The organism is Pseudomonas sp. L5B5 (assembly GCF_020520285.1).
Lineage (GTDB): Bacteria > Pseudomonadota > Gammaproteobacteria > Pseudomonadales > Pseudomonadaceae > Aquipseudomonas.
In genome coordinates, this window is the sequence record NZ_CP084742.1 from 2,060,676 (window position 1) to 2,086,413 (window position 25,738).

General features: G+C 50.7%; 17 protein-coding genes. 2 read left to right on the plus strand and 15 right to left on the minus strand.

The genetic code is table 11. The features are described 5' to 3' along the window. Positions 1 to 421: 421 nt before the first annotated feature. A complete protein-coding gene (locus LGQ10_RS09270) occupies positions 422 to 1,210 on the plus strand; it encodes a CPBP family intramembrane glutamic endopeptidase (RefSeq protein WP_226525370.1) in 789 nt (262 codons plus the stop codon). 142 nt (positions 1,211 to 1,352) lie between these two features. Here LGQ10_RS09270 and LGQ10_RS09275 read toward each other — a convergent pair whose 3' ends face one another. The 14 genes from LGQ10_RS09275 to LGQ10_RS09340 all read right to left on the minus strand — a co-directional run bounded on the left by LGQ10_RS09275 (position 1,353) and on the right by LGQ10_RS09340 (position 22,884). Then, positions 1,353 to 2,924 (minus strand): GMC oxidoreductase, encoded by a 1,572-nt coding sequence (locus tag LGQ10_RS09275; RefSeq protein WP_226525371.1) that lies wholly within the window; start codon positions 2,922 to 2,924, stop codon positions 1,353 to 1,355. Then, positions 2,914 to 4,197: an NAD-dependent epimerase/dehydratase family protein gene (locus tag LGQ10_RS09280; RefSeq protein WP_226525372.1), complete on the minus strand. Its 1,284-nt coding sequence runs from the start codon at positions 4,195 to 4,197 to the stop codon at positions 2,914 to 2,916. Before LGQ10_RS09280 ends, LGQ10_RS09275 begins: the two co-directional genes overlap by 11 nt. 2 nt (positions 4,198 to 4,199) lie before the next feature. Then, positions 4,200 to 4,607, minus strand: a complete 408-nt coding sequence (locus LGQ10_RS09285; protein WP_226525373.1) for a GtrA family protein — start codon at positions 4,605 to 4,607, stop codon at positions 4,200 to 4,202. Continuing rightward, positions 4,604 to 5,395 (minus strand): class I SAM-dependent methyltransferase, encoded by a 792-nt coding sequence (locus tag LGQ10_RS09290; RefSeq protein WP_226525374.1) that lies wholly within the window; start codon positions 5,393 to 5,395, stop codon positions 4,604 to 4,606. Before LGQ10_RS09290 ends, LGQ10_RS09285 begins: the two co-directional genes overlap by 4 nt. After that, on the minus strand, positions 5,395 to 6,438 hold the full coding sequence (locus LGQ10_RS09295; protein ID WP_226525375.1) for a glycosyltransferase family 2 protein: 1,044 nt from the start codon (positions 6,436 to 6,438) through the stop codon (positions 5,395 to 5,397). The genes LGQ10_RS09290 and LGQ10_RS09295 overlap by 1 nt, the downstream gene beginning before the upstream one ends. A gap of 186 nt (positions 6,439 to 6,624) precedes the next feature. Then, positions 6,625 to 7,743: a glycosyltransferase gene (locus LGQ10_RS09300; RefSeq protein ID WP_226525376.1), complete on the minus strand. Its 1,119-nt coding sequence runs from the start codon at positions 7,741 to 7,743 to the stop codon at positions 6,625 to 6,627. Positions 7,744 to 7,912: 169 nt separating this feature from the next. Beyond that, positions 7,913 to 9,097 carry a glycosyltransferase family 4 protein gene (locus LGQ10_RS09305; protein ID WP_226525377.1) on the minus strand — a complete coding sequence of 395 codons (1,185 nt, stop codon included), beginning with the start codon at positions 9,095 to 9,097 and terminating at the stop codon, positions 7,913 to 7,915. Further along, positions 9,094 to 10,050 (minus strand): GDP-mannose 4,6-dehydratase, encoded by a 957-nt coding sequence (locus tag LGQ10_RS09310; RefSeq protein ID WP_226525378.1) that lies wholly within the window; start codon positions 10,048 to 10,050, stop codon positions 9,094 to 9,096. The genes LGQ10_RS09305 and LGQ10_RS09310 overlap by 4 nt, the downstream gene beginning before the upstream one ends. 94 nt (positions 10,051 to 10,144) lie before the next feature. Beyond that, positions 10,145 to 11,179, minus strand: a complete 1,035-nt coding sequence (gene gmd, locus LGQ10_RS09315) for a GDP-mannose 4,6-dehydratase (RefSeq protein WP_201122272.1) — start codon at positions 11,177 to 11,179, stop codon at positions 10,145 to 10,147. Between the two features lie 17 nt (positions 11,180 to 11,196). Then, entirely contained in the window at positions 11,197 to 13,266 is a 2,070-nt protein-coding gene (locus LGQ10_RS09320) for a DUF7024 domain-containing protein (protein ID WP_226525379.1), read from the minus strand. Positions 13,267 to 13,444: 178 nt separating this feature from the next. Continuing rightward, the gene (locus LGQ10_RS09325) at positions 13,445 to 19,207 is read right to left on the minus strand and encodes a glycosyltransferase (protein ID WP_226525380.1); all 5,763 of its coding nucleotides are present in this window, start codon (positions 19,205 to 19,207) and stop codon (positions 13,445 to 13,447) included. Next, positions 19,200 to 20,522, minus strand: coding sequence for an ABC transporter ATP-binding protein (locus LGQ10_RS09330; RefSeq protein ID WP_226525381.1), 1,323 nt, complete (start codon positions 20,520 to 20,522; stop codon positions 19,200 to 19,202). Before LGQ10_RS09330 ends, LGQ10_RS09325 begins: the two co-directional genes overlap by 8 nt. Continuing rightward, the gene (locus LGQ10_RS09335; RefSeq protein WP_226525382.1) at positions 20,519 to 21,313 is read right to left on the minus strand and encodes an ABC transporter permease; all 795 of its coding nucleotides are present in this window, start codon (positions 21,311 to 21,313) and stop codon (positions 20,519 to 20,521) included. The genes LGQ10_RS09330 and LGQ10_RS09335 overlap by 4 nt, the downstream gene beginning before the upstream one ends. A 128-nt stretch (positions 21,314 to 21,441) precedes the next feature. Then, complete coding sequence (locus LGQ10_RS09340) at positions 21,442 to 22,884, minus strand: mannose-1-phosphate guanylyltransferase/mannose-6-phosphate isomerase (protein WP_226525383.1); 1,443 nt, start codon at positions 22,882 to 22,884, stop codon at positions 21,442 to 21,444. 459 nt (positions 22,885 to 23,343) lie between these two features. Here LGQ10_RS09340 and LGQ10_RS09345 point away from each other — a divergent pair, with 459 nt between their 5' ends. Beyond that, on the plus strand, positions 23,344 to 24,909 hold the full coding sequence (locus LGQ10_RS09345) for a methyl-accepting chemotaxis protein (RefSeq protein WP_058436568.1): 1,566 nt from the start codon (positions 23,344 to 23,346) through the stop codon (positions 24,907 to 24,909). Positions 24,910 to 24,980: 71 nt separating this feature from the next. On the opposite strand, the gene LGQ10_RS09350 is transcribed toward LGQ10_RS09345, so the two are convergent. Beyond that, complete coding sequence (locus LGQ10_RS09350; RefSeq protein ID WP_226525384.1) at positions 24,981 to 25,676, minus strand: alpha/beta family hydrolase; 696 nt, start codon at positions 25,674 to 25,676, stop codon at positions 24,981 to 24,983. Positions 25,677 to 25,738: the final 62 nt, after the last annotated feature.

Consider the following 25,738-nt stretch of genomic DNA (forward strand, 5'->3'; position numbering starts at 1 on the left):
TTTCAGGACCGTACTGTTGCTCAGAACTAGCCTGAAAGACGAGAGCACCTACACCTGCAACTAGCACAAACTGCACCACACACACCCATCTACACCGGACAATAAGAACTCATCAGACCTGGTAGTTCAAGACAACAACACAAACAGAGCAAAGCACAACAACTGACTGTCCCTAAAAATCCATCCAGACCATACGTTTAGCAATCTTAAACCACTCACAGTCTTTCACCATCACACCGACAAACCTGAACGTCTCCAAGAGGCTAATCCCAAGCCACCAACAATCTTCACCGTATCGGACGAGCACCACCCGGCGGTATTTTCATTTTTTGTCGAGAAGGGTGACCGCTACAATGTTGCACCGCAGCCTAGTGATAGGCGCCCTATGTTCCCGAGCAATATCCCCCTCAAAGGACACTGCATGCCCGTTTTACCCTGGATATACCTGACACTCCTTTCCATTGGCTACGCACTGGCCCTGAGCTACGGGCAGCTGGGGTTGCTAGCCACGCTCCCAATCTTGTTGCTGGTCTGTGCCGGCTTCGCCGTGCGCCAGCAACGCAGCCCCATCGGCCAATACCTGGGGCACGGCCTGTTCGTGATTATCGCCCTGGCTCTGGCCATGCACTGGCTGCCCGGCTTCTACAATGGCCGCGCCATCGACCCCCAGCGCCTCACCGATGACGCGGTGCCGTTTTCCCTGTACCTGAACCAGGACAAACCACTGATCGGCTTCTGGCTATTGCTGGTCTGCCCATGGATCGTCTACCGCCGCCCGCTGCGCCTGTCGATCTATGCCTGCGCCCTGGCCCTTGCCTTGTGCGCGATCACCGCACTGGGTGGCGCGCTGCTGCTGGGCATCATCACCTGGGCCCCCAAGTGGCCGGACCAGGCCTGGCTATGGGTACTGAACAACCTGCTGCTGGTGACCCTCGTAGAAGAGGCACTGTTTCGTGGCTACATCCAGGGCGGCCTGAGCCGACGGCTGAAACACCTGCCTTACGGTGACAACCTAGCCCTGCTTACATCGGCCCTGCTGTTCGGCCTGGTGCACCTGGGAGCCGGGTGGCAATGGACGCTGCTGGCGACTATTGCTGGCGTCGGGTATGGACTAGCGTATCGGTTTGGGGGGTTGAGGGCCGCGGTGGCTGCGCATTTTGGGCTGAATTTGCTGCATCTTGGGTTGTTTACTTATCCGATATTAAGGTAGAGCGTCCCTGTGGGAATTTCTAAACCCTGAAAGCAACGCACAAAACGGAGAGTCCCCGATTTTTCTGCCTGGTCGACAAATCACAGACCACTATATGCCTCTTTACTCGCCCAAACACATCAATGCCCCCTTGACTGTTAACTCAGAAATACCTGGTAAGTAAGCGGCCTATCCGGTCTGCGTTAGCCATGATTGTCAGCGTATGCGATTTCTCGGTAAGTTTAGGCAGGCAAGCAGCGTCAACCACATGTACACCAGGCAGCCCCTTTACTTCACCAAAGATATCAGTCTGCCCGATCCTTGGCGTAGAGCTCATCGGGAGGGTCCCCGCATAGTGGATATCCGCCCCCGGTTTACCAACAGTGAAACTCATGGGCATCAAGAGCGCACCCATTTTCCAATAGATACGGCGCAGTTTCATCTCTGCAGACTTCATGACCATCGGAGCCTCAGGGCGCAGATCGCCGTTAATTCGCAATGAGCTATCAGTCCTCAATATCGCGGTGTTATTGGACAAATGGCCAGGAAGAAAGATATTCCCCACCAGGCAGGAACTAAGCAAATTTTTCAGAAGTTCGATGCTATAGCGTTTACTCATCGGAACCCTACTGACGAACTCGCTCATCGGCAAACCAACAGTATTGAAAGTCGAACCGAATGCCGTAGTACTTGCATTCAGCTCAAGCGCAAACGATAACTGGCCCAGGCCAAACGCAGGAACCCTGGCGGTACCGAGCATTTTCGGTAGCCATAGCAGGAAAGCGGCAGTCGGCGATGATAAGAGTGGGACTGGAGCAGTGTAATTTAGGTGTTTGAGCGTGATTCTAGTCGTAGCAAGAGTTCCTGCCGCCAGCAGCAACCGCGAGGCAGAGAAACGCATGGAGGAGCGCCGTTCCGTAATCGCCCATGCACCGTCTTGCTTCACCAAATCTTCCACTAGAAAGTTTTGGACATGCTGAAATCCAGGATATTGCTTGAGTTTCGTAAGCTCTTGCGATGCGCTGTACAGCGCCTGATTCTGACATTTCCACAAGCAGTTTCCTGACAGATCGCAAGCTTGGCGATCGTCAAGAGGCTGACTAAGGACTGCGACCCTGGAACGGCCAAGACGGAACCCCCAGCCTGGAAACACACCTCGGTATTGGTCGTAGTGATCCAACAATCGTTGATGCAGCCTATCCAGCGGTAAAGGCGGCTGCGACCATTCATCGAGGCCAAAGTAACTTGAAAGATCATCATCTATCTGACCGCTGATGCCCATTCGCAGAGAGACCGTTTCGTAGGATGCTTTAAGTTCGGCGTAATCGATGGGCAAACCAGGGAAGTCAGTCGCCGAAAGACGAGCCACACCACAACCCCAGGAGTTAGACAAACCACCGGTAGCTAATGATCCTACTCCGATGAAGTTGTGACCTTCGATACGATTGCCCGCGCTGAAACCTTCGAAAATATGGGCATGGGTCGGAGTCTTCAGTTTCGGTGACACTGCATCCAGTTGAGTCAGTGCGTGGAAGTTTTCTCCTATCATCCATTTCCACTGAAGCTCATCGCTTACCCTACTGCTGAGAAACGAACTATGCGGAGCTGCAAGCGTGCCCGAATCACGCTGGGCATCAACCATTAGTACCTTCAGGCCAGCCTTGACTAGTGGATACGCAGCGGAAGTGCCAGCTGGCCCACTACCGACAATGATCACATCAAATTCAGGCTTCACGCTTGGCTCCACTTCCAAGAAATAGCTGTCGAGCGACAGGGCGCAAGAGCAGGGCCGATATTCGCCACGCAAACTCCTTGGTTGAAGCCAAGCCCAGCGCAATTATTATGATGACAGGGTTACGCCGTTGCAGCGTGCCAAGAAACGCCTGCGCACCCTGTGGGCTTGCTTCAGCAATACCGAGTGCAACCTGCAGCCGCCAGGATAGTTCCTGACCGCGTGGCTCTTTCAAAACACTTCGATTGTCGAGAAGTGCCATCAATATTGGCCAACGTGACAACAGGTGAGAGTTGATGAGGGCCGACGTATCCCCTACGCGCTCCAACGCTTTCGCGTAACGAATGACCAGACTTATGCGTGGCGGCGATTTAAGCAGGTAGCCCAAGAGTATTGCGCCCTCTTGAAGACGTTGTCGACGTTGTCCATGACCTGAGCGGTGCATGCCATACGCGAGGGGACGTAACTCGATACCCAGTTTTTTGAGAGACTTCTCGCTATCCATACGTGGCAGATTGACAAGAGACAAAACCCTCTCCAGCCCCACTTTCGAACTCAGTGACAGCCCGAGCACTGCAGCAATCAACTTGAGCAGTGCCACCGGCACGGGGATTGGTAGACGAATGGCCCTAACGCGATGTTCGGCAATCAGCAAAAGGAAACTTCCGAATGAAATTGGTTGCACCGCGCCCAGCTTAAAAGTTTCGAAGCATATGTCTTTCCGCTCGACAATAGTCAATATTGAGGCAACAAGGTCGTCGACATGAATGGGCTGCACGCCAGGTGCCGGTATGAACTGAGGAATAAACGGCATTCGGCGTACCAGTCCTGTCAGCAGTCCGAACAAACCCCGTTCAGGGCCGCCATAGACCTGCCCAGGACGAAGGACGACGCCTCCGGCAGCAAGCACCTCTTGCTCAATTCGCCACTTTGTCCGGCCGTAGTCACTAAACGCCATCGCCCCGGCAGTTTGGCTAGAAATAAAAATGAATCTGGCGCCGGCCTGCTCTGCACGATTTATTAGCGCTTTAGCAGCATCCACCTCGGAGTCTGAGTTCGCATGAGTGCCTGTTGATGTATCAGCAGCCAAATGAATAATCACCTGCACTCCGGCTGGAAATTCAGGAGGAGGCGCTAGCAGGTCGTACTGCAGCCAAGTATAGGTAGCGGGGCAAGGCTGGCGTGTGGCGCAAATGACTTCGTACCCATTCGCTGCTGCTAACAAACTCAGTCGTTGACCGATGTAACCTGTCGCGCCTGTAATAAGCAACTTCATCGTCATGAACCTTTGCTACGCTCGGATGGAGCAGAATCGTACTTATCCGAATGAAATACAAATAACTTACTAACCCAGTAAGTCAGCAACACGCAAGCCACATCAGCTATAAACTTCACTACAGCAGGGTTGTCGAAAAAATACAAACCCGCACCTAACAAGATTGAAACTATAGGAATATTAACAACAAGTAATGAGAAATAGCGAATTGCCTGAACCTTACTATTACTAGCTGTAGATTGAAACGTGAAGTGCCGATGCAAAAAGAAGGCAAACACGCCAGCCACAACTTTACCTGCTATATTAGCCAAGACGGGTTCGTTCTTAAAAAAAGAAAGCAAGAGCAAAAACGCACCCATATCCAGTGCATATGCCAAGACTTGAACAGCACCATAACGGATAAAGGTCAAGGATTTCTCCTGATAACCACAATATGATGGAGTGCTAAAAAACGCCTCATCGGATAAAGCAACTTTTCAACCAACTTTATCAAAGGAATCAACGCACCGGGAAGCAACTGACGAAAATTTAACCCACCAGAAATCAAATACCTCAGGTAATTCCCGCACACCTCCTGATGAACAACATGAAGGTCAGGATACTTATTTTCAAACACTTTTTTATCCCGAACAAACACAATATAACTAAGGGCCTGATTAGCCCCATTCATGGGACCTGTCGACGGTGTCTCCCATGATTCGAAGTGCATGTCAAATCCTTCAGACTTGAACAAGCGCTTATAAAGAAATGCGGCAAGGGGCCCGTAATAGGGTTCTATCAAAACAGCCCCGCCCCCTGGCTTTAGAGTCCGTTGGAGTTCTGTGAAAAATCGATCGGGGTGAGGAAAGTGATGAAAACAGTTCTGCCCATAAAATGCTTTGACAGAACTATCGTCCAAATCCATCGCTTCAGCATTTATTGGCCTGTCCAGACGCTCGCTGGAAACGATGTCTGTAGCCAGAACATCTGGGTATGAATCACGCATAGGTGCAATACCTGCCCCCAGTTCTATCTCGAGGCCCGTACCTTTAAAATAGCGACGTGACAGGCGGTGAAACGAATGATGAAACTCAATGAACACTTCGCGAAGCATGCGCTTGCGCGCAAGCACTTTCTCATGCAACTGTAGCCGCTCGGGGCCATCGATATCCAATGTCCTGAGCGATGGGTCCGACAGAAAATCTCTCAATGCCTTCATCAGTTTTTCTCTCTTTTAAACTTAGATTTTATTTTTGCCAAGTGAAATGGCCTCCTAGGTACTGATGATATATCCTGTCCAAGAAACGCAAGAATCAGCTGAATCCCTAAAATAACAGGTAGCGCCGCAAGCATTACGGTACCGGCTGGCGTTGGCACACCAGAATATATAGAGCTGATCCAATGATTAACTCCAAATATAAGACCGCACATCAACATCAATAACCCTACAGGTAGCTCAATAGATGCTAGCGACATATCCCTCAAATAATAATTATAAAATATACGTTTACAAAAATTACGAACATGTTTGAAAAAAAACTCACCCACTACCTGTGAGACTTTAAGATTACTAACTTCATCGCCATATTTAGCATGCATTGGAATATCAACAACAACCGCGCGCAACGTATTCAGCCTAAACAAAATATCTGTTTCAAAAAAATAGCGACGACTAATTTTAGTAAACGGTAGATGCCTGGCAACCTCACGATGTATTGCAGTGTAGCCATTGGTTGGATCAAACAAATCCCAATAACCAGAAGAAAATTTCGTCATAAAAGAAAGTGCCGCGTTACCAAATAGACGGACTTTTGGCATTGAGCGAATTTCTTCCAAGTCAAAGAACCGATTACCTTTCGTATAATCTGCTTCCCCGTCAAGTATTGGATTGACGAAATTCATAATCAGTGATGGATCCATCTGGCCATCCCCATCGATTTTGACAATCACATCCATATCGTCTTCGATGGCAGCCTTGTAACCAGTCATCACTGCACCACCAACGCCCTGATTTTCAGGATTGCGCAGCACTTTCACTCGAGGATCAGCACAGTTCTCTTCGACATGCACGCCAGAACCATCGGGGCAGCAATCATCGATGACGTAGATTCGTTCGACTTCCGGGCCAATTGCTGAAATCACCCCAAGGATATGAGGAAGTACTCGATAGGAGGGAATTAATACAGCGATTTTGCTGCTCCCTAGCGGGGCGGTATTGTTGCCGACACCCAGTCTAATTTGATCCTGCTGGTCAATGGTCATATTTCAATCTGTCCGTTCGCCTCAGTCTGCTGATAAGAGCTCGTAATTTAGACGTGCTACAGCAATTTTTTTGGCTGAGTTAGTATTTTTAGGAGCCTGAAATCATCATCCAATGGAGAAGCACTCACCATAAACCACTACGATCTTGACTTATGCCTCACTCATAAAACAGGGAGCTTAAGCCCTTTAAGCCCCCCTTTGGCGGCCAATCAATTCAGAGTAGAGTTTAATATAAGCAGCCCCCATAGAACGCGAAGTAAATACGTTCAGGTAACGCTCTCTGGCAGCCTCTCCGTAACGCGCTGCCAGCTCTGTAGACTCCCATAAGAGTCCCATTGCATTACGCATCGCCAGGGCATTTCCAGGTGGAACTACTAGCCCCGACACCTCATGCTGATTGATAAAGCTGGTTCCTGTGCCGATTTCACTACAAACCATGGGCTTTCCGAACATGGCAGCTTCAAGAAGGCTTATTCCAAAGGCCTCTGACCGTAGATGTGAGGGAAACACAACCGCATAACATGCCTCAAATAAATTTACTTTTTCCTGCTCACTGACCTGCCCAATAAAATGTACATTATGCAATTTACGATCAGTCGCCATCTGCATCAACTCTTGCTCAAGTGGCCCCGCGCCCACAATTAACAAGGGCCAATCCGTACCCTCTATTGCCTGAAGCAAAAACTTCAAGCCTTTGTAGTAGCGCAATACACCAACGAAGAGAAAAAACCGACCATGACGCTTGCGCAACTCATCAACCATGCGAACCTCTGCGCATGGATACATTGATTGCTCCAGGCCAATAGGAATAGAAGTCGACTTATTACGATAGCGAGCCAATATAGGCGAACTCTCAAGATAGTTAGGGCTCGTGGCGACTATTGCGTCCACACTATTCAAGAATGCATTCTGTAGAGGACTATAGAGGCACTTAAGCATTTTTTGCCGAACAATATCAGAGTGATACGTAACCACCGTTGGTTTTTTAAAGCGGCTAAAAAAATGTACCATATCCATAAAAGGCCACGGAAAGTGGTAATGAACAACATCTACTGTCTTTGCAAGCCGCGTAAAAACATTAAAGGCTGAAACAGAAAACCCCGTCGATGCCACGTTGAAACTCTCCTTGGCATGAACCAATTGGTAATCTGGCTCTTGAACCAATGAGACCTCCTCTGACGCCAATGAAAGCACGACATTCTCACACCCTTGTTTAGTTGTGGTATGTGTCAGATGCCTGATAAACATCTCAACACCGCCGTGTTGATCAGCTGCAAAGGTTTTATAAAAATGTAATACTTTCAAATAGCACCTATCTAACAACGATGTTTTTTAGGAAATCGCCGATCCGTTGCCTTCACCGAAGAAAACTGCACTACGGTTCCAGAAAGATACAACTTTCGATCTCACACCACTACGCACATTGACTTCAGAGAGGCATAGCACAATCAAATGCGCCCTCGAGTAACCTCCATTAACTTTCCCCTAACGCGCCCATATAGACCTTGAAAGTTTCCCGGGCACAGCGCGCCCATGAAAACTTATTGGCCTGAATCATTCCGAGATGGGCGATACGAGCACGCAGGCTTGCATCCTCAACCAGTTCAAAAATTGACTGGGCTAATGCGTCAGCATCTGTCACCTCAAAAAGTTTGCACGCTCCTTCTGCAAATTCAGCCATGGAGGTACCAGCACCACAAATTGCCGGAACGCCACTGGCCATTGCCTCAAGCACCGGCAAACCAAACCCTTCATAGACAGAGGGATAGATAAACGTTGCTGCCCCCGAGTAAATGAATGGCAGGTCCTGTTCACTGACAAACTGCAAATACTTCACCTCCCCCTTTGCCCGTAACGCCTCGATTCGGCCCATCAGCTGGGCATTATGCCAACCAGACGCCCCAGCGATCACCAACGGCCATGCCCGCCGGATGGACGGCATTAAACGCTCCCAGGCATCCAGCAGTACTGAAATCCCTTTCCGAGGTTCGATGGTGCCAACAAACGCAAGGTAACTGCCATGAACCAATCCGTACCTAGCCAGCACCGTCTTGGTAGCATCTGCCGAACGCTGCTTGAACCTCGCGTCCGCCCCCAAATAAATGGCCCTGACTCTTTCTCTTGGGACGCTGAACTGTTCAATCAATTCAGCACGTACGACTTCTGAGTCAGTGATAATGAAGTCCGCTCGGTCCAAGGTCCTAGGCAATTGGCGACTCAACCAAGCGACTCGTTCCGCCGGATGAAACTCGGGGTGCTGAACAAACGAAAGATCATGCACTGTGGCCACGCTAGGCCCGTCATGGGGTTTTAGGATGAAATTAGGCTCGTGATAAACAAAGTCCTGTCGCCCCGGACTCCCTTGTTTGAAGCGCAAGTTTGACCAAACCGATTTAAGGCTGTAGGCCAGCGGCATAGCCCGTACGGTCTTACGTATCTGATTCCTCCATCGGTCGCCTGAATTATCATATGAGGATGGCCCCAGATGACGGCCCTGGCCAGAAAGAACATCCGTTGACGATGAAAAAATATTCCCGTCAAAACAATCAACTGCCTCAACGTCGGGCAGTGCCTGAAACTCACGCAACAGGTTGAGCGTGTAATTGCCGATACCGGTCAATGGGGGGCGTAACGACTCGGTGCCCATCAACACCTTCATTGCTCGGCTACCACGCGCACGCGCCAGTCTGCCAACAATGAAGCCAGCGTTTCTTTCAACGGAATCTTCGGCTGCCAGTTCAAGACGTCACGGATACGATCACAGTTACCGACAGCAAACGGTATGTCCGAAGGTCGCAAACGTTGCGGGTCGAGTTCAACGGTAATACTGGCACCGCTCTGGCTAATCAGCTCATCAAGAATGCTGCAAATCTTGCGTGCATTGCCGGAAGCGATATTAAAAAGCCGTGGATGGTCTTGAGCCTCGCTCAACGCCAATAATTGCAAATAGGCTGTACACACATCGCGTACGTCGAGGAAATCCCTACACGCTTCAAGATTGCCCACTTGCATGATCGGCGCCTGCTTTCCGCTCTCGATCAACGCGATTTGCCTGGCAAAAGACGCCGTCACGAAATCGGGAGATTGACCGAACCCGATGTGGTTGAACGGGCGTGCGATTACGCCCCGGATGCCTTGCTTGAAATACTGCTCAAAAGCCAATTCCGCAGCCAATTTACTCGCCGCATAGGGATTCATCGGCAAACAAAGGCTGTCTTCATCCAGCGCAACACCCGCCTTGAAGGCTTCACCGTAGACTTCCGAAGAACTGGCGAATACAACGAAAGCATAAGGTGCTTGCTGTTTGATTGCTTCCAGCAGATTCAAACTGCCCAGGACGTTGGTATTCCACGTCAGCAAAGGATCGCGAAAGCTGGTCGGCACATGTGAAATAGCTGCCAGATGCACGATGTGGCTTGGCTTGATGCGCCCGAGGGTCTCGGCACACGCGTCAGCATCCCGAATATCCAACAGAACCTGTTCCACGCCTGTACGCGGTGACAGATTGGGGGACGTGCAAGCACAGCTCACCCGATAACCAGCCGCAAGTAATTGTTCCTGCAGCACCTTACCGACAAAGCCATTGGCTCCGGTCAATAGAACATGTTTCACGGCTATTCACCTTTGGCCTGAACAACATGAGTAGGACGAGCGAACCGATAAACTGGCCCGCCCGCTCGGGGCGCCAAAAAGCGCCCTGTTGGCCTTAGAACGAAAAGCCTTTTTCATTGCGGCGCAAGTCCGCCTCAACCATCATCCGGCACAGCTCTTCCAGATTGGTTTTAGGCTCCCAACCCAGCACTTTCTTGGCTTTTGCAGGATCGCCAATCAAGAGCTCCACTTCAGCCGGGCGGTAGAACTTCGGATTGACTTGCACAACGGTCTTGCCGCTGGCAGCATCGATCGCGTGCTCTTGGTCGCCCTGGCCTTTCCAGTCGAGATTGATATCTACTGCCTTAAATGCAAGCGATACGAAGTCGCGTACGGTTTCAGTACGGTTGGTAGCCAGCACAAAGGTATCCGGCTCATCGGCCTGCAGCATGCGCCACATACCTTCAACGTACTCCTTGGCAAAACCCCAATCGCGCTTGGCGTCCATGTTGCCCAGCTCCAGGACGTCCAGCTTGCCCTGGGTAATCTTGGCCACCGAGTCGGTAATCTTGCGCGTCACAAACTCACGGCCACGCAGCGGGGACTCATGATTGAACAGGATGCCGCTCGCACCGAAGATGCCGTAAGACTCACGGTAGTTGATGGTCATCCAGTGTGCATACAGTTTGGCCACACCATACGGGCTGCGCGGGTAGAAAGAGGTCGTTTCGATCTGGGGGATCGCTTGTACCTTGCCAAACATTTCTGAGGTAGATGCCTGGTAGAAACGGACCTTCGGGTTAACTATACGGATCGCTTCCAACAGGTTGACTGCGCCCAGGCCAGTGATCTCAGCGGTGGTCACCGGCTGATCAAAGGACACACCGACAAAGCTCTGCGCGGCCAGGTTGTAGACCTCAGTCGCCTCAGTGGTTTGCAGCAAGCGAATACTGGAGGACAGGTCGGTCAGGTCATATTCGACCAAGTGCAGGTTAGGGTGCTGGGTGACACCCAACTCATCCATACGCCAGAAATTGACCGAGCTGGTTCGGCGATAGGTGCCATAGACCACGTAGCCTTTTTCCAGCAACAGCTGAGCAAGGTAGGCACCGTCTTGGCCGGTGATGCCGGTAATAATTGCTTTTTTCATGAGTCGCTCCGTTAACATCAATCTGCCTCAACCCGCAGTTTAACAAGCCCGATTCCGAGCTTACGCCCATCAGTACTAGCCCCCATTTCCATTGGACTTACGGGATCTGGAACATCTATAAAGACTGAGCGGGAATGACCATCGTTCCGCAGATATATCACTTTCTCTTCAATTGCCGCACCCAAGGAGAACTCCGCCTTCTCAGCACCCAAATTAAGAGTTATGACCTTTCCAACATTGGGCCCAAAGGCCCGACCAACAATTGTGACTTTAAGGTGTTCAGGTAATGGTTCCAGAAATTTTAAACTAATTGTTTTGGTATCCGACCAACGCCCCCACGGCTCAGCCCAAGAAAGTCCACCAACAGACTCTAATATTCCTGGCCAAGAGTCACGAGCAAAATAGACCTCCATGTTCCTGCCGACCCTAACGAGTTGAAAACCATTCATTTCAACACGAAATTCACCTGCCTTTCTTTCTGGCAGCAAGCGGTCACCTATCGCCAAAACCCACTGGGTATCCTCAGGAGTAGTAGAAAAATTATATAGCTGGCCTTCAGGCAGCGCCTCAAACTTAGCACCAGCACTGTCAATATGAAATAAAGCACGATATAAACTCGCAACATCCTTACCGACCACTAGAGTATGCGGCAACTCTTGAGACGGCAAATACTGCCTGACAAAAATACCGGCCGTATCAAAAACAGTTGGTTTTATAGCAGCGTACATTTCCTTATTTAGGTAAAACGAAGAGAACGCCATTGAAAGAGGAACATAGCAGTACAAAAACACAACTATGGACTTTTTCGAACCCATCACCCAAAAAGTAATCAACCCGAAAGAACCCAAACAAAATGCAAAAAACACATTCACATTAGATGTAATACCTCGAAGGATTGGACTATCAACAAATCCAGGGGTATAGCCATCCAATCCATTATAAACGACATATAAAGCAGAAGCAGAGATAGTGACCCCACACACTATATCTATCCATTTACGCTCACTTACTTCGACATTTTTAATCTGAGCAGCCGCTACTATCAAAAACATAGGGAATAAAAAATCATAGTACCGCATGTGCAGTCTAGCAATAGTCTCGTATCCACCGCCACCAGCCACAGACGCGGTGAATAGCGCTACAACAGCAACTAGCACCAATAGACTAAAAATCAAAAAAAATGAAATTTTTTGTCTCGAACACAACTCACCCTTTGAAAAAAATGATTTACCTAGCGTCGTAAGCGCAATGGCGAGAGGAAGACCAAACAATACGCTCAACGACAAAATATGCCCGATGGCACTATAGACACCCAAGCGAGCAAGGCTTATATATTTTTGCAGTCCGCCAGAAGCTTTGCCAACTTCAGAGGAGTAAAAAGCACCAAAAACAGAAAAACCACTCTGCCCTGCGATAAGGTAGCCCAGTAAGACTCTGACCAAAAAAACCGCCAACACAAAAACAAGAGCCCTTGCAACTACACTTCTAAAATAAATACCAAGGATTTTGTACCCTGAGTATGAAATATATAAAACAACTACCGGAACTAAAAAAAATGCGTGCGGCTTAATAACACTGCACACTCCGAGAATTGCACCACTTGCCGACCACGAAGCTAAACCAGAGTGAAGATCCAGCCTCAAAGTAAACCAACAAAACACCCAAAAGGAAAAAAAGTAAAGCGAATCAGGCATATAGTACGCAGTGTAAGAATTCAAAGGTCCTAAAATACATACAAGCGCTATAAAAAATGAAACTGTTCTCGCAACAACCAATCTTGACACTAAATAAATAAACGGAAATGAGCAGACAAAAAAGGCCACATTAAAGACCCTTGAGCACTGCAAAAAACCATCCCCACAGTAACTAGTAGCACTGTATAGAAGAAAATACAGATAATTAGGTAGATACCCCTGAGAAAACGGTAACAATCTGGAGTACTTACTGTAGTTATACTCATCCGACATGACTAGTGGATAGAGACCAATACTTTTAAATAGAATATATAAAAAAGAAACAAAGACAACTACCACGGCCAAAATAAGACCCTTGGTAACTCTCGATCCAGACCTGGAAACCTCACTCATTTACCCACCCCATGACGCGCGCCCCCCGAAAAATTAAAAACAAAACTCCCCCCCGACTCCCACGGTGAACCTATCGCAGCCTAGAGCAAGAAACCTCTACCCTAAGCCTAAATAAGCTGCTCTGATAGGGCGTCAAGAGTGGCAGCTAAAAACCGCCTTCTCTGACGCTAGTTCCCTTCTATTTAGATAAAAACACCCCCGCAATATTTCCCCAGGAGTTCTCATTTGCGTATTGTAAAGAAGCCTCCACCAAAGACGCATAACGTTCGGGGTCTGCCAATACACTCAAAATACCTTGAGATATTTGCTCAACCTCTGGTGGAACTGTTAATGCAACGCTCCTTACCTCATCGAAAATCTCAGCTGTTGAAACGATCAATGGCAGCCCCACGCACATACAATCTGCAGCAGTAGCACTTCCACCTTCGTTACTTTGCTCATAAGGCAAGACAGCAAGATCTGCCTTAGCCAACTCTCCCAAAACCAGGTCTTTGTCAAGAAAGCGCGTATCTAATCTGACAGCACCTTGGATACCAAGTCGAGTTAGCTCCATCTCACAGTCCTTGAGTTCTTGCTTAGAGTCTTCACTGGAGTATAAGGCGCATTGAACAATCAATTGCGCACCAGGAAACTTCGTTAGCACTTCGGGCATAGCACGAATCAGAGAAACGACACCTTTATGTTTGCGCAAGAAACCGGTAGTGATAATGATCGGTGGTTTAGCGATCCAATCTCTATGGACAATGGTCTTGAGTGGAAGGCCTTCTTTAAACTCCATCGCCAAAGGCACCTTTTCAAGGACGACACCTAGCTCCTTAGCCTGAAAGACCTCCGTTGTCCGGTGCGAAAACAACGTGACACCCAAATTATTGAGCTTACGCATTGCAGAGGTGCTGCCTTCAACGAAATTATGCACGACCACCGAGACCGTAATTCCATGACCCAATACCGACTCTACAAAGGAACTCAACACTTCAGCAGGATAATAGCCTGGGTGATATTGAATAAGTAAGTGAGTAACCTCCCACCCTAGCAAACTCTGGAGTGTGCTGATCTCGATACGACTGCTATTCCATGTTACGTTATCAAAAAACCAAACTATCTTGGCAGGCACGCTAATACCTGAAAGATCAGGTTGTTCATTTGCAGCCTGCGCGCATAAAATGAAATTGGAAATACCACTGTCCTGATAAACACTTATTAACTTTCTAGTGTACTCACCAATTCCGCACTTAAGGCCAACGGTGCTTAGATGTGCAACTCTGAGCTTCATTTTTTTATCTGCACCTGACAGCAATGCGGATCCCCGCCTACGCAAGTTTGCATTGCGGACAATACAACCCAATGCCGGAGAAATACTTTCCCAAGAGAAACACTTCTCTACAGTACGCCGATTACTCTGGCCACCCGAGATCAGCGAATCACGATCATTAAATATGTTTCCTACCAAGCGACTCACACCGTCCCGATCAGCAAGGTAAATTCCGTCGGTACTTTTAGAAACAATCCCCCTCGCGCCAATGTGAGTTGCGATGATAGGAAGACCGGCCGACATAAAATCGAACATTTTAATATTAGTGCCAGACCCAGAAAACATTGGGTTAATCGCGAAGTCACTTGCATGCAGCCAACGGACCTTATCTTCCTCTTCAAGAAATCCAATCCGACGAACGTTCTTGGGCAACTTTTCTGGCAACTGGCTGCATACGCCTCCACCAATTGCAAAAATACAATTCGGGTGCTCTTTCGCCAGTTCCTCGACTATAAACAGTCCCGCCTCAACATTCGGCGTATAGTTACTACCTATAAAGAAAGCTACGCGATCACTGTGAACAAAACCTAAAGCCTTTCGCGCTGCGCTCTTCTCTTCATGTGTTGGAGGCCGAATCACATCGCTGAAAACACCATTTGGGACAAGCTTTAGTTTGCTTTTGCTCCAGCCGAAACGATCAAAGAAACCGTCTATGTCCTCTTGCGAACATGCAAGGACAATATCGGCCCGATCCCCTACGAGCTGTTCCGAACGAACAACTTCGTCCAGTACGCTTTGCTCAAATGGGTTATTCAAGTTCAACAGCTGCGAGCGCAGCTCTGACTCAACATTGTGCGAGTCATAAACTACGGTCTTCCCTCTCAAGAAATTGTCACCCACCAATGGAGCAACCCATGGGTGCGAGAACACCACAACCTCTGCCCATTCAACCGCATCAAAAACCTCCTTTAGATAGTCCGGAGATAAGTGCGCTTGCTGGGAAAACAACATGTCGATTATCGCCTTCCCCCCCGCTTGGCGTGCGGCTTGTTCAGCGGCAGCATGATGCTCAGCACTTAGAGGGACATCAATCTCTTCAAACATGGGAGTGATCGTATGGCGCCGATATTTTTCACCCGGCCAATCGTAGGTCCCCACATACCTGACATTAAGGTCTTCTCCAAGCGCATGATAGAGCCCAAGCAAACGAAGCCTGCCACCACCGACAGCGGGAATGATCGGCTGCATATCAAGTACTGCAACCTTGAGTGGTGGTTTAAGATGACCTACAGGAATTCTAATCTCGGGAAAGCCAGCTTGCAGTAAGCGGCTGGAAACTCCCGCCCAATTAATAGCGGACACACGTTCTTTTCCCGCAGTACCCATTCGAGCAGCAAGCGGACGATCAAGCCAAAGCCGTTCGAAAGCTTGGCACACCGTCTCTGGCTGCGGCAGACAAACCAATCCCGAAACTCCATGTTCGACAATAGCCTGAGGCTCGCCGGAATCGGTGCATGTAATAACTGGTTTACAGGACGCAAACGCTTCAAGAGTGACGTATCCGTAGTCTTCTCGAATAGGTAGGAAGGGAACAGCCAACGCACCGGCATATAGGCGTTTAAGCGTGCCATCATCCACTCTTCCCAGAAACTCAATTCTAGCATCCCCATCAGCGAGTTTACGCAAGTACAGCTCAGCGTCTCCCTCTCCCGAAATAACCAGTTTCATCGGTAACGATGAATACTTGATTGCCCTAATAGCCAAGTCAACTCGCTTCCACTCATGAAGACGACCAGGCATAAAGAAATAATCGCCGGAACCCGCATTGTAAAGCCCATCAATATCCATCGGAGGATGGAGGACCTCGGCATCACAGTCATTCCAATCAACTAAACGCTTGGATACTTCAGCCCCAATGGAAAACCGGTGCTTCACCTGGGAAAAGGCTTGGCCGTCTTCGTGATGAATCCAGAGCCGCTGCGCCTTTATCTCATCATTAGCATTAGGAAAAACATTGCAAAACATATCATAAAATACCCTAACCGTATGAACTAGATAAAGAATGTGATTAGGGTGTTTTACCGCGTAAGAAGGTGCCTTAGTAGATATCACCAAATCAAACGCGCTCAAGTCCAAGGCAGCAAAGTCATGATAACCTTGTTTAATGCCATCAAAAGTAGCTTCATCAACAGACAGACAAATCAGTTCGACGACGCAGCCGTGAGCTTGTAGAGCTTTAACCAGTCCTGAATACAGACGTTCCGCACCACCTGACACACCTGAACTCGAAATAGGCGCCAGAACAGCGATCCTCTTCTCAGAGTATTCATTCTCTGTAACTGGCGCATTCTCAAAATCCGCAGAAGGATCCTTAGCCTGTGCCAAGACGTTCTGCAACGATTTCGTCTGAGAAGTGAGAAAACCAGAATTAGCCGTGGAAATCAGACTCCCTCGAATCAAACCTCGATGACTAGCAAAACGATGAAGATGTCCGTAAATACGTGGGTAACGCTTCAGGAACACGATAAGGGGTCTGCTCAACGCCGGTAAAGCTAGCAGAGACTGAATGAGCATTTCCGCCCCTTTACGCATAACGGTCCTGATTAGTCGCACCGGGAGCAACGACGTCCAGCGCAATGCCCGAGTTATCGCACGCATAGGCCAGGTAATACGCCACGAAGTGCTTTTATGAAGAGCAGTTACCAGCTTTTCATTAGCTATTGCCTGGGCATACCAATAATGTGCATTTGCAAGCGCTTCATCTAATGTGTTCTGCATCTGCTGGTGTGCAGCCTCGATCTCGTTACCTTTCTCCCTCCAACTTTGGGCGTCAGACAACGCAACAGCAAGACGTTGCCGTGCCTCCTGTAGCTGTCCATCCAGCTCGATCTCAAGCTGAAGCATAATCTTTTGATGACCTTTGCAGAGTTCCAGCAAATCATTGGTCGACTGCCTGGACTGCTCTCGCAATGAGTCATTCAAATGCTCCGAGGCTTCCCGTCTTGCATCTGCTTGGGCTGCACGGCCAATGCTTTCACGCAGCGCCAACTCAGTCTCATGACTGCGCCGCTCTGCAGACTCAATACGCTGGCTCACCTCTTGAAGTTGTAAACGCAACTGCTCAGCAATCGCTTCACTGTGTATCGCCCGCTGTTCAAAATCCTTCATACTCCCTTGAACGTCTAGAGTAAACTCGGCAACCCGTGTCACTTGGTCCCGAACTTTCTCAAGCTGTATGTCCATATCGTGAATTTTCCCTAAAAATTGTCCACCTAAATCTCGTATGCAACCACTGTGCAGGTCTATCGCCTCTTCAATCGCTTGCATCCAAAGCTCTTCATTTTTTTCTGGCTCCCCGTTTGTTGGCTGTTCACCTAAAGCATTAAGGTGATCAAGCATCAGACGAAAACTCCATTTCGTTGCAGGCAAAGTCCATAAACCTGACGCCCAACTCCGAAAAGGTTGTGGTAAGTTAAAAGGCGTAATTGAGATCTGTCGAATAGGGGCTGGATCAGCAACGTGCCCCGTTGCCAACTCATGAACAAATACCATAAACGCAAGATAGACATTATAAGGCCAAACGCAGTCCCTAATTTCTTGCGAAATAGCGCCATAATCAATTAAATAAGCACCACCACACGCTGCAATCAGAATATTCCAAGATCTAACATCACTATGATAAAGACCGGAAGACTCCAGCTCTACTAATTGTTCTAAAACATCTTTAAGTATACGTTTACGATCCAGCAAAGAGTCGTCAAGTACGTTAAGCAGCAGTTCTCCTTGAAGACGCTGCATAACCACCCAGCCCTCCCGCTCAGTTTCAGAAGTAACTATTGGTACGGCCACAGGGTAGCCAGGAGGCGCACTAGACAAAAACATCCTTTCACGAAGAAATTCGAGGCGATTGTGTTCTGTTCTTGGACCTACAAAATGGTACTGCTTGACTACTTCTTGGGGCCCAAAAAAATATCTCCGGGTTCCTTCATGCGTGTTATTTGCTAGCGCGTGGGATTCGTTGCTCCATGTATCGAACACCCCTGCTTTGTCTTTGACGATCCAATAGTTATTGCTGGCAACATAAAGCGGACGCTCCACGCTTGTAAGATGCGTCTTACAACGAGCGGCCTCACGAACGAACGTAACAGCCTCAAGCAAAATTAAAGGATCTTCGGGCTGAGAGCCAGCCCAATATAAATCTCCCTCACGAAGTGCAACTTCCAGAATCAGCGCACCACACATAGCCGCAGCTTTCTGAAATAAACGCTTTACCTCATCAATTCCACGCTCATGAATTACATGATGAAAAACGCTCAACCCGAGTACTAAGTCGTACTGCCCAGGCTGTAATTTATCAATTACGTCTTCAACACGCCCTATTTCAAAAGCCGCGTTAAATTCAGGATTTTCCTCTGCGAGCGCATCGCATACAGCGATATTTTTATCAAGAAAATCGATCCCCCTAACCGACGCACCACGAGAGGCGAGACTTAAGCTGAAATACCCCTGAGCACAACCCAAATCCAGAACTTTGAGAGGTCGACCGAGAAGCGCCTGTAACGCGTCATAAATAACTGCGATAACTTCGAGCCTATCCGCACAGGGACGCGAAGCATGATCTGAAAAATCAGAATGACCAAATATGGGTTGGTATACCTCTGGCAAGTCCGCTACCAATTGCTCAATCATGCGCTACAACCTCGGCTTCCGAAGGGTCCTGATACTCGATATTGAAGATGGCCTGCATATCCGATAGCCCCCAGAACTGGACGACCCTGCTGATTTTCAACATAACCGCATCATAGCGTCGGTCTAATGGCAGCAAATCCCCCATCAACGGGTTGCCCGACGAAATACCAAATGAGACCAAATGATCTCCAGCGTTCAAATTCAACGGGAGTGAGAACCTGAACATTCTGATATCGCCGGCCCTCACCGAGATAGCAGATTGACCGCGACTTGAAACAAAGGAGTTCGTACCATACAGGAAGATACCATCCAGCGTTTTTATCAAAAAGCCAGGCACAACACTTTCAAAATCGGCATCGAACCTGACCTTGAAGTAAAAATCACCATTTGAGTTACTCTCGATCTGTGATGGGAAGCGCTCACCATCGACAATGACCAGATAATCCAGAATCGCAGCGCCACCGTGGCCCCACCGATATTCAGCGGGGTTGTAACCTGCGCGAGTGGCAAAAACATCGTTGGTGTTCAAAAAGTCTTCTGAAACAAGGCCCGGACTTGCGACTTCCGTTTCATGACCTACACCTTTCTTCTTGCCAAAAAGCTCATCGAGATAGCGATTGGTAACCTCCCGGGAAGGGCCATCGAACCCAACACGACCGTTCTTGAGCAGAATGGCCCTTTCGCAATGCCGAACAATATCATCAGCACTATGGGACACCAGAATCAGGGTCATTCCCTCTTCCCGATATTGCTTGATTCGCTTGAAGCACTTGGCTTGAAAATAGCTATCGCCGACCGAAAGGGCCTCATCGACGATTAACAAATCAGGTCGAAACGCGGTGGACACCGCAAAAGCGACCCGCATTTGCATACCGCTGGAGTAGGTTCGCACAGGCTCATCAAAGTACTCGCCGATCTCGGCGAAGGCCTCGATTTCCGGCATCGCCTCAGCGATCTGGGCAACGCTGAAGCCCATCAAACCGGCAGAGTGAAAGACATTCTGGCGCCCAGTCAACTCAGGAGTGAAACCCATCCCCAACTCCAGGATGGCGGCAATACGACCATTCACCTGCACGCTGCCTTCGCTGGGCTGCAGAGTGCCCGTAATCATTTTAAGCAACGTCGACTTGCCGGCACCATTTTGGCCCACAATCCCAATCGACTCGCCGGGACGGATCGAAAAACTTACATCTTTCATTACCCAATGTTCTTCACTGGGTTTTATCGGCAAACCAAACCAGCGACCGATACGCTGAAACTCCGAGGCGTAGACTCTGTAGGCTTTGCCCAAATGACTGACACTTAGCAGGTTCATAGCACATCCACCATTTCTGGCGCTGCACGCCTGAACATAATCAAGCCTAACAACATGAGTACAATCGCAATAACCGCCGGCACCAACAGCCCATCGAGATTCGGCGTTCGCGCATGAACCAACACATCATGATAAGCAGTCACAATCGGGTACATCGGATTGAAACCCAGCAGGCCCTTGAAGTCCTCGGGGATGATATTGTCGGGATAAACAATCGGCGTAAACCAGAACCAGGCTTGCAGGACTATCGGTACGACCTGGCCGGTATCGCGAACAAATACATTCAACACTCCCAACACCAGGCCAATGCCCACTGCCAGCGCCGTAATAACAACAGTCAGCGGCACAATCCAGAGAATCTGCAAGCTGACAGACTGACCAAGCAGCGCAAAAACCACCAGCAACGCAACAAATAGCAACCCGTAATTAAGCAAACACGACCCCACCGCAATTACAGGCAAGGTAATTCGCGGAAAGCGCATTTTCTTCATCAAGTTACCCTGATCGATAAACAGCGTCAGGCACCGTCCGGTGATTTCAGCGAACAAGCTCCACGCCAGAATGCCCGCCATCAGGTAGAGGGCATATGCATACTTATTATCAATGCCCGGCAACTTCGCAGCCAACACGTTGGACAGCACCAAGGCATAAATCGCGACTTGCGCCAGCGGGTTAATAATCATCCAAAGCCCACCCAGACGACTACGGGCGAAACGGGCTACGAATTCATTGCGAATAGACGACCAGACGAAGCCCCGATAATCCCAAAGACTTCTAAACAACCCCAACATCGCTGACTCCTGAAAAAAAGTCAGGCTGGTGCCTGACTTATTGCAACACCTACTGTCACGCTCAATCCCTTCTTGCACAAGGAACCGAAGCGCAAGAAGCGGACCATCGATCAGTTTTGAGACAAGTCTCAGTTAGCGACCCTGCCATAGATATCTTCAAAACGAACAATGTCGTTTTCACCCAAGTAGTCACCGCTTTGTACTTCGATCAACACCAAGTCGATCACACCGGGATTTTCCAAGCGGTGGGTATGCCCTGCAGGAATAAACGTCGACTCGTTGGTATTCAGCAAGAACTCACGGTCATTATTCACCACGCGCGCCATCCCACTGACCACAATCCAGTGCTCGCTGCGATGGTGATGCATCTGCAGCGACAACGAACCTTGAGGCTTGACCACAATGCGCTTGATCTTGAAGCGCGTCCCCTCTTCCAGGGTGGTGTAAGCCCCCCACGGACGCTGCACGGTGGTGTGATCAAGGTGGGAGCAATGGCCGTTTTTCTTCAACTGCGCAGTGATCACCTTGATGTCTTGCGCATGGTCCTTGTGAGCGACCAGCAAAGCATCCGGCGTATCGACAATGATCAGGTTTTCAACCCCGACCAACGCGGCCAGGCGACGCTGGCTGCGCACGTAGTTGTTGGTGGAGGCATGAAGGATGGCTTCGCCTTCGATACGGTTGCCTTGCTCGTCCGCTGGCGAGAGTTCACTCATGGCATTCCAGGAGCCAATGTCACTCCAGCCAATATCGCAAGGTATGGTCGCCACTTTGCTGGAGCGTTCCATCAGTGCGAAATCGATGGAAATGTCCGGGACTTTGGCAAAACTTTCCGGCTCCAGATGCAGACTGCGATGGCTGTTGCCTTGCATCACACCGGAGCCAGCGAGGCACAGATCTATGGCACTGGCGACGTCCGGTGCACAGAGCGCCATTTCTTCAATAAGCGTGCCCGCCCGGAAACAGAACATCCCGGAGTTCCAGTAATACTCACCGGACACCAAGTAGTCTTTCGCGGTATCCAAATCTGGTTTTTCGACGAATCGCTTGACCTTGAAGCCCTTGCCTAATGACACGCCGGTATCTTTTTGAATGTAGCCGTAGCCCGTTTCCGGGTATTCGGGCTTCACACCAAACGTCACCAACCAGCCGTCCCGGGCCAGCTGAGATGCGGACTCGACTGCGGCAGTGAACGCCGCCTGATTGTCGATCAGGTGGTCCGCCGGTAGCACCAGCATAATCGCATCAGGACCGTGAGTTCGGGCCACTTCCTGCGCCGCCAATGCAACGGCGGCAGCGGTGTTGCGGCCGAAAGGCTCGAGGACAAAACCCAGGTTGGTGAAATTCGGAGCCGTGGCGCCGTATTCATCCAGGGTTTTGAAATAGAGATCACGATTTGTGATCGTCAATACTTCAGTTACGTCATTTAACGCCAAGGCACGACTGTATGTTTTTCGAATCAAATTGCCACCATCGGGCAATTCGATAAACGGCTTGGGATGAGCAGTACGTGAAACAGGCCATAGGCGGCTGCCAGAACCGCCACAAATAATGACTGGAACGAGTGTCACGCTGTACTCCTTTATTTATCAGGCCAAAAGCTCACCAACACGAATGACGCCGACTCGCAGGCCCCGACATAGAGCCTTCCTGGCCCTAGACAAACCACACCGAAAAAATGCTGGACATGTATAAAAGTAAGTCACTTTTCTTACAGAAATAAGGGTACATTCTTCACTGGATGTTAATTTTTGTCTAGGAAAAGCCGGGTCTATAGCCGCGCAGCTACCCGCATTCAGATAGGTAAAACTAGCCTGCCATTCACAACGGTTCACTTCTTGTGAATTCAGACACACAGCTTTACAAATCGTGCGATGGTTCTTTATGACTTTTCGCTCGCATTTCGCGCGGACCGGGATATTACGATGCATAAAAGGCTTGCACACTGTCGCCGGACATTTAGAGAAATTTCCTTCAACTATTCCGAAAACCTGCCGACAACCTACCAAAGCCTTGCGGATTGAAAAAACATGCGTAACAACCAGCCTGTCACTCAGCGCGAACGTACCTTCCCGGCTCAACAACGGTTGATTTCCACAACCGATGCCAAGGGCGTCATCACCTACTGCAACGACGCCTTCGTCGAAATCAGTGGGTTCTCCCGCGAAGAACTGGTTCGCGCACCGCACAACCTGGTGCGCCACCCGGATGTGCCACCAGCGGTATTCGCGCACATGTGGACCACGTTGAAACAAGGCTTGCCATGGATGGGCATCGTCAAGAACCGCTGCAAGAGCGGCGACCATTACTGGGTCAACGCCTACGTGACCCCGGTATTCGAAGGCAGCAAGGTGGTGGGTTATGAGTCGGTACGGGTCAAGCCCACTGCCGAACAGGTGCGCCGCGCCGAAGCCCTCTACCAGCGCATCAACCAGGGCAAGTCGGCCATTCCCAAACGCGACAAGTGGCTGCCGGTGCTGCAGGACTGGCTGCCGTTCATCCTCGTCAGCCAACTGAGTTTCATGATCGGTGCGTGGCTCAACTCCCATTGGGGCTTCGTTCTCGCCGCCGGCCTTTCGGTGCCGCTGGGCCTGCTGGGCCTGACCTGGCAGCAGCGGGGCCTCAAGCGTCTGTTGCGCCTGGCCGAGCAGACCACCTCGGACCCGTTGATCGCCCAGATGTACACCGACAGCCGGGGTGCCCAGGCTCGCCTGGAGATGTCGATCCTCAGCCAGGAGGCACGCTTGAAGACCTGCCTTACACGCCTGCAGGACACCGCCGAGCACCTCAACGAACAGGCACGGCAATCCGACACACTGGCCCACAACAGCTCCAGCGGCCTGGAGCGCCAGCGCCTGGAGACCGAACAGGTGGCCACTGCGGTCAACCAGATGGCCGCCACCACCCAGGAAGTGGCCAGCCATGTGCAGCGCACCGCCGACGCCACCCAGGAAGCCAACCGCCTGACCGGCCGCGGGCGCAACATCGCCGGGGAAACCCGTGAAGCCATCCAGCGCCTGTCGGTGGTGGTGGGCGAGACCGGCCAGACCGTGACCCAGTTGGCCAAGGACAGCGACGAAATCGGCGGCGTAGTGGATGTGATCAAGGGCATCGCCGACCAGACCAACCTGCTGGCGCTAAACGCCGCCATCGAGGCAGCCCGCGCCGGCGAGATGGGTCGCGGCTTCGCCGTGGTGGCCGATGAAGTGCGCCAGCTGGCACAGCGCACCAGCGAATCCACCGGGCAGATCCACACCCTGATCGCCAAGTTGCAGCAAACCGCCGCAACCGCCGTGCAGACCATGGACGCTGGTCATCGCCAGGCTGAAGAGGGTGTGGCCCGGGTTCTGGAAGCCGACCAGGCGCTGGTGGGCATCAGCGAAGCGGTGGCCAACATCACCGACATGACCACCCAGATCGCCGCCGCCACCGAAGAGCAGAGCTCGGTGGCCGAGGAAATCAGCCGCAACATCAGCACCATCGCCCAACTGGCGGACCAGACCTCGGAGCAGGCCCAGCACTCGGCCGAACTCAGCGAGGCCCTGACCCTCACCGCCCATACCCAGTACTCGCTGGTAGAGCGGTTCAACCGCTAACCCAGCAAGGGGCATTAAAAAAACCGGAAGCAGGTGCTTCCGGTTTTTTTATGCCTGGCCACACCAGGCGCTCAACCTACCGCCCGCAGGAACCCGGCGACCCTGGCGGCAGCGGACTCCAGGTGTTGCTCGTGACTGACCCCCGAGGCCTTCAGGGGCTTGAGATCGTGATCGGCCGCCACCAGCCATTCCAGCTCGATCACAGGTGCCAGGTCATAGGCCTCTACCGCCGGACGATTGCCCAGGGCATCGCGCTCGCCCTGCACGATCAGCGTTGGCGTGGTCAGCTCGGCCAGGTGCGCCACCCGGGGTTTTTCAGGCTTGCCAGCCGCATAGAAGGGATACCCCAGGCAAACCAGGGCCTCAGCCTGCAGTTCGTCGACCAGCAGACTGGCCATGCGCCCGCCCATGGACTTGCCGCCCACCGCCAGCGCCCCGGTGACATAAGGTCGCACCTGGGCATACACCTCCCGCCAGCACTCCTGGAGCCTGGGCGCCGGATTGGGGGGGCGCTTGCCGCCATCCAGGCGCCGCTGCGCCATATAGGGGAATTCAAAACGCAGGACGTTCACACCATGCCGGGCAAGGCGTGCAGCGATCTCGTTCATGAACCCGCTGTCCATCGGCGCTCCAGCGCCGTGAGCCAGGATCAGCGTCGGTGACCGGCATGGGTCGGCCACCGACGCGACATCCCACAACCAGCCCCGTTCCCGCACGCACTGCGCCCATTGATCCCCGTCAATACTGGCCTTGTGCTCATTGCTCATGCTTGCCTCGCTTTTAGTCTGCCTATAACTCCAGACGAAGTGGGCGCGCCGTGCTGCGCGCA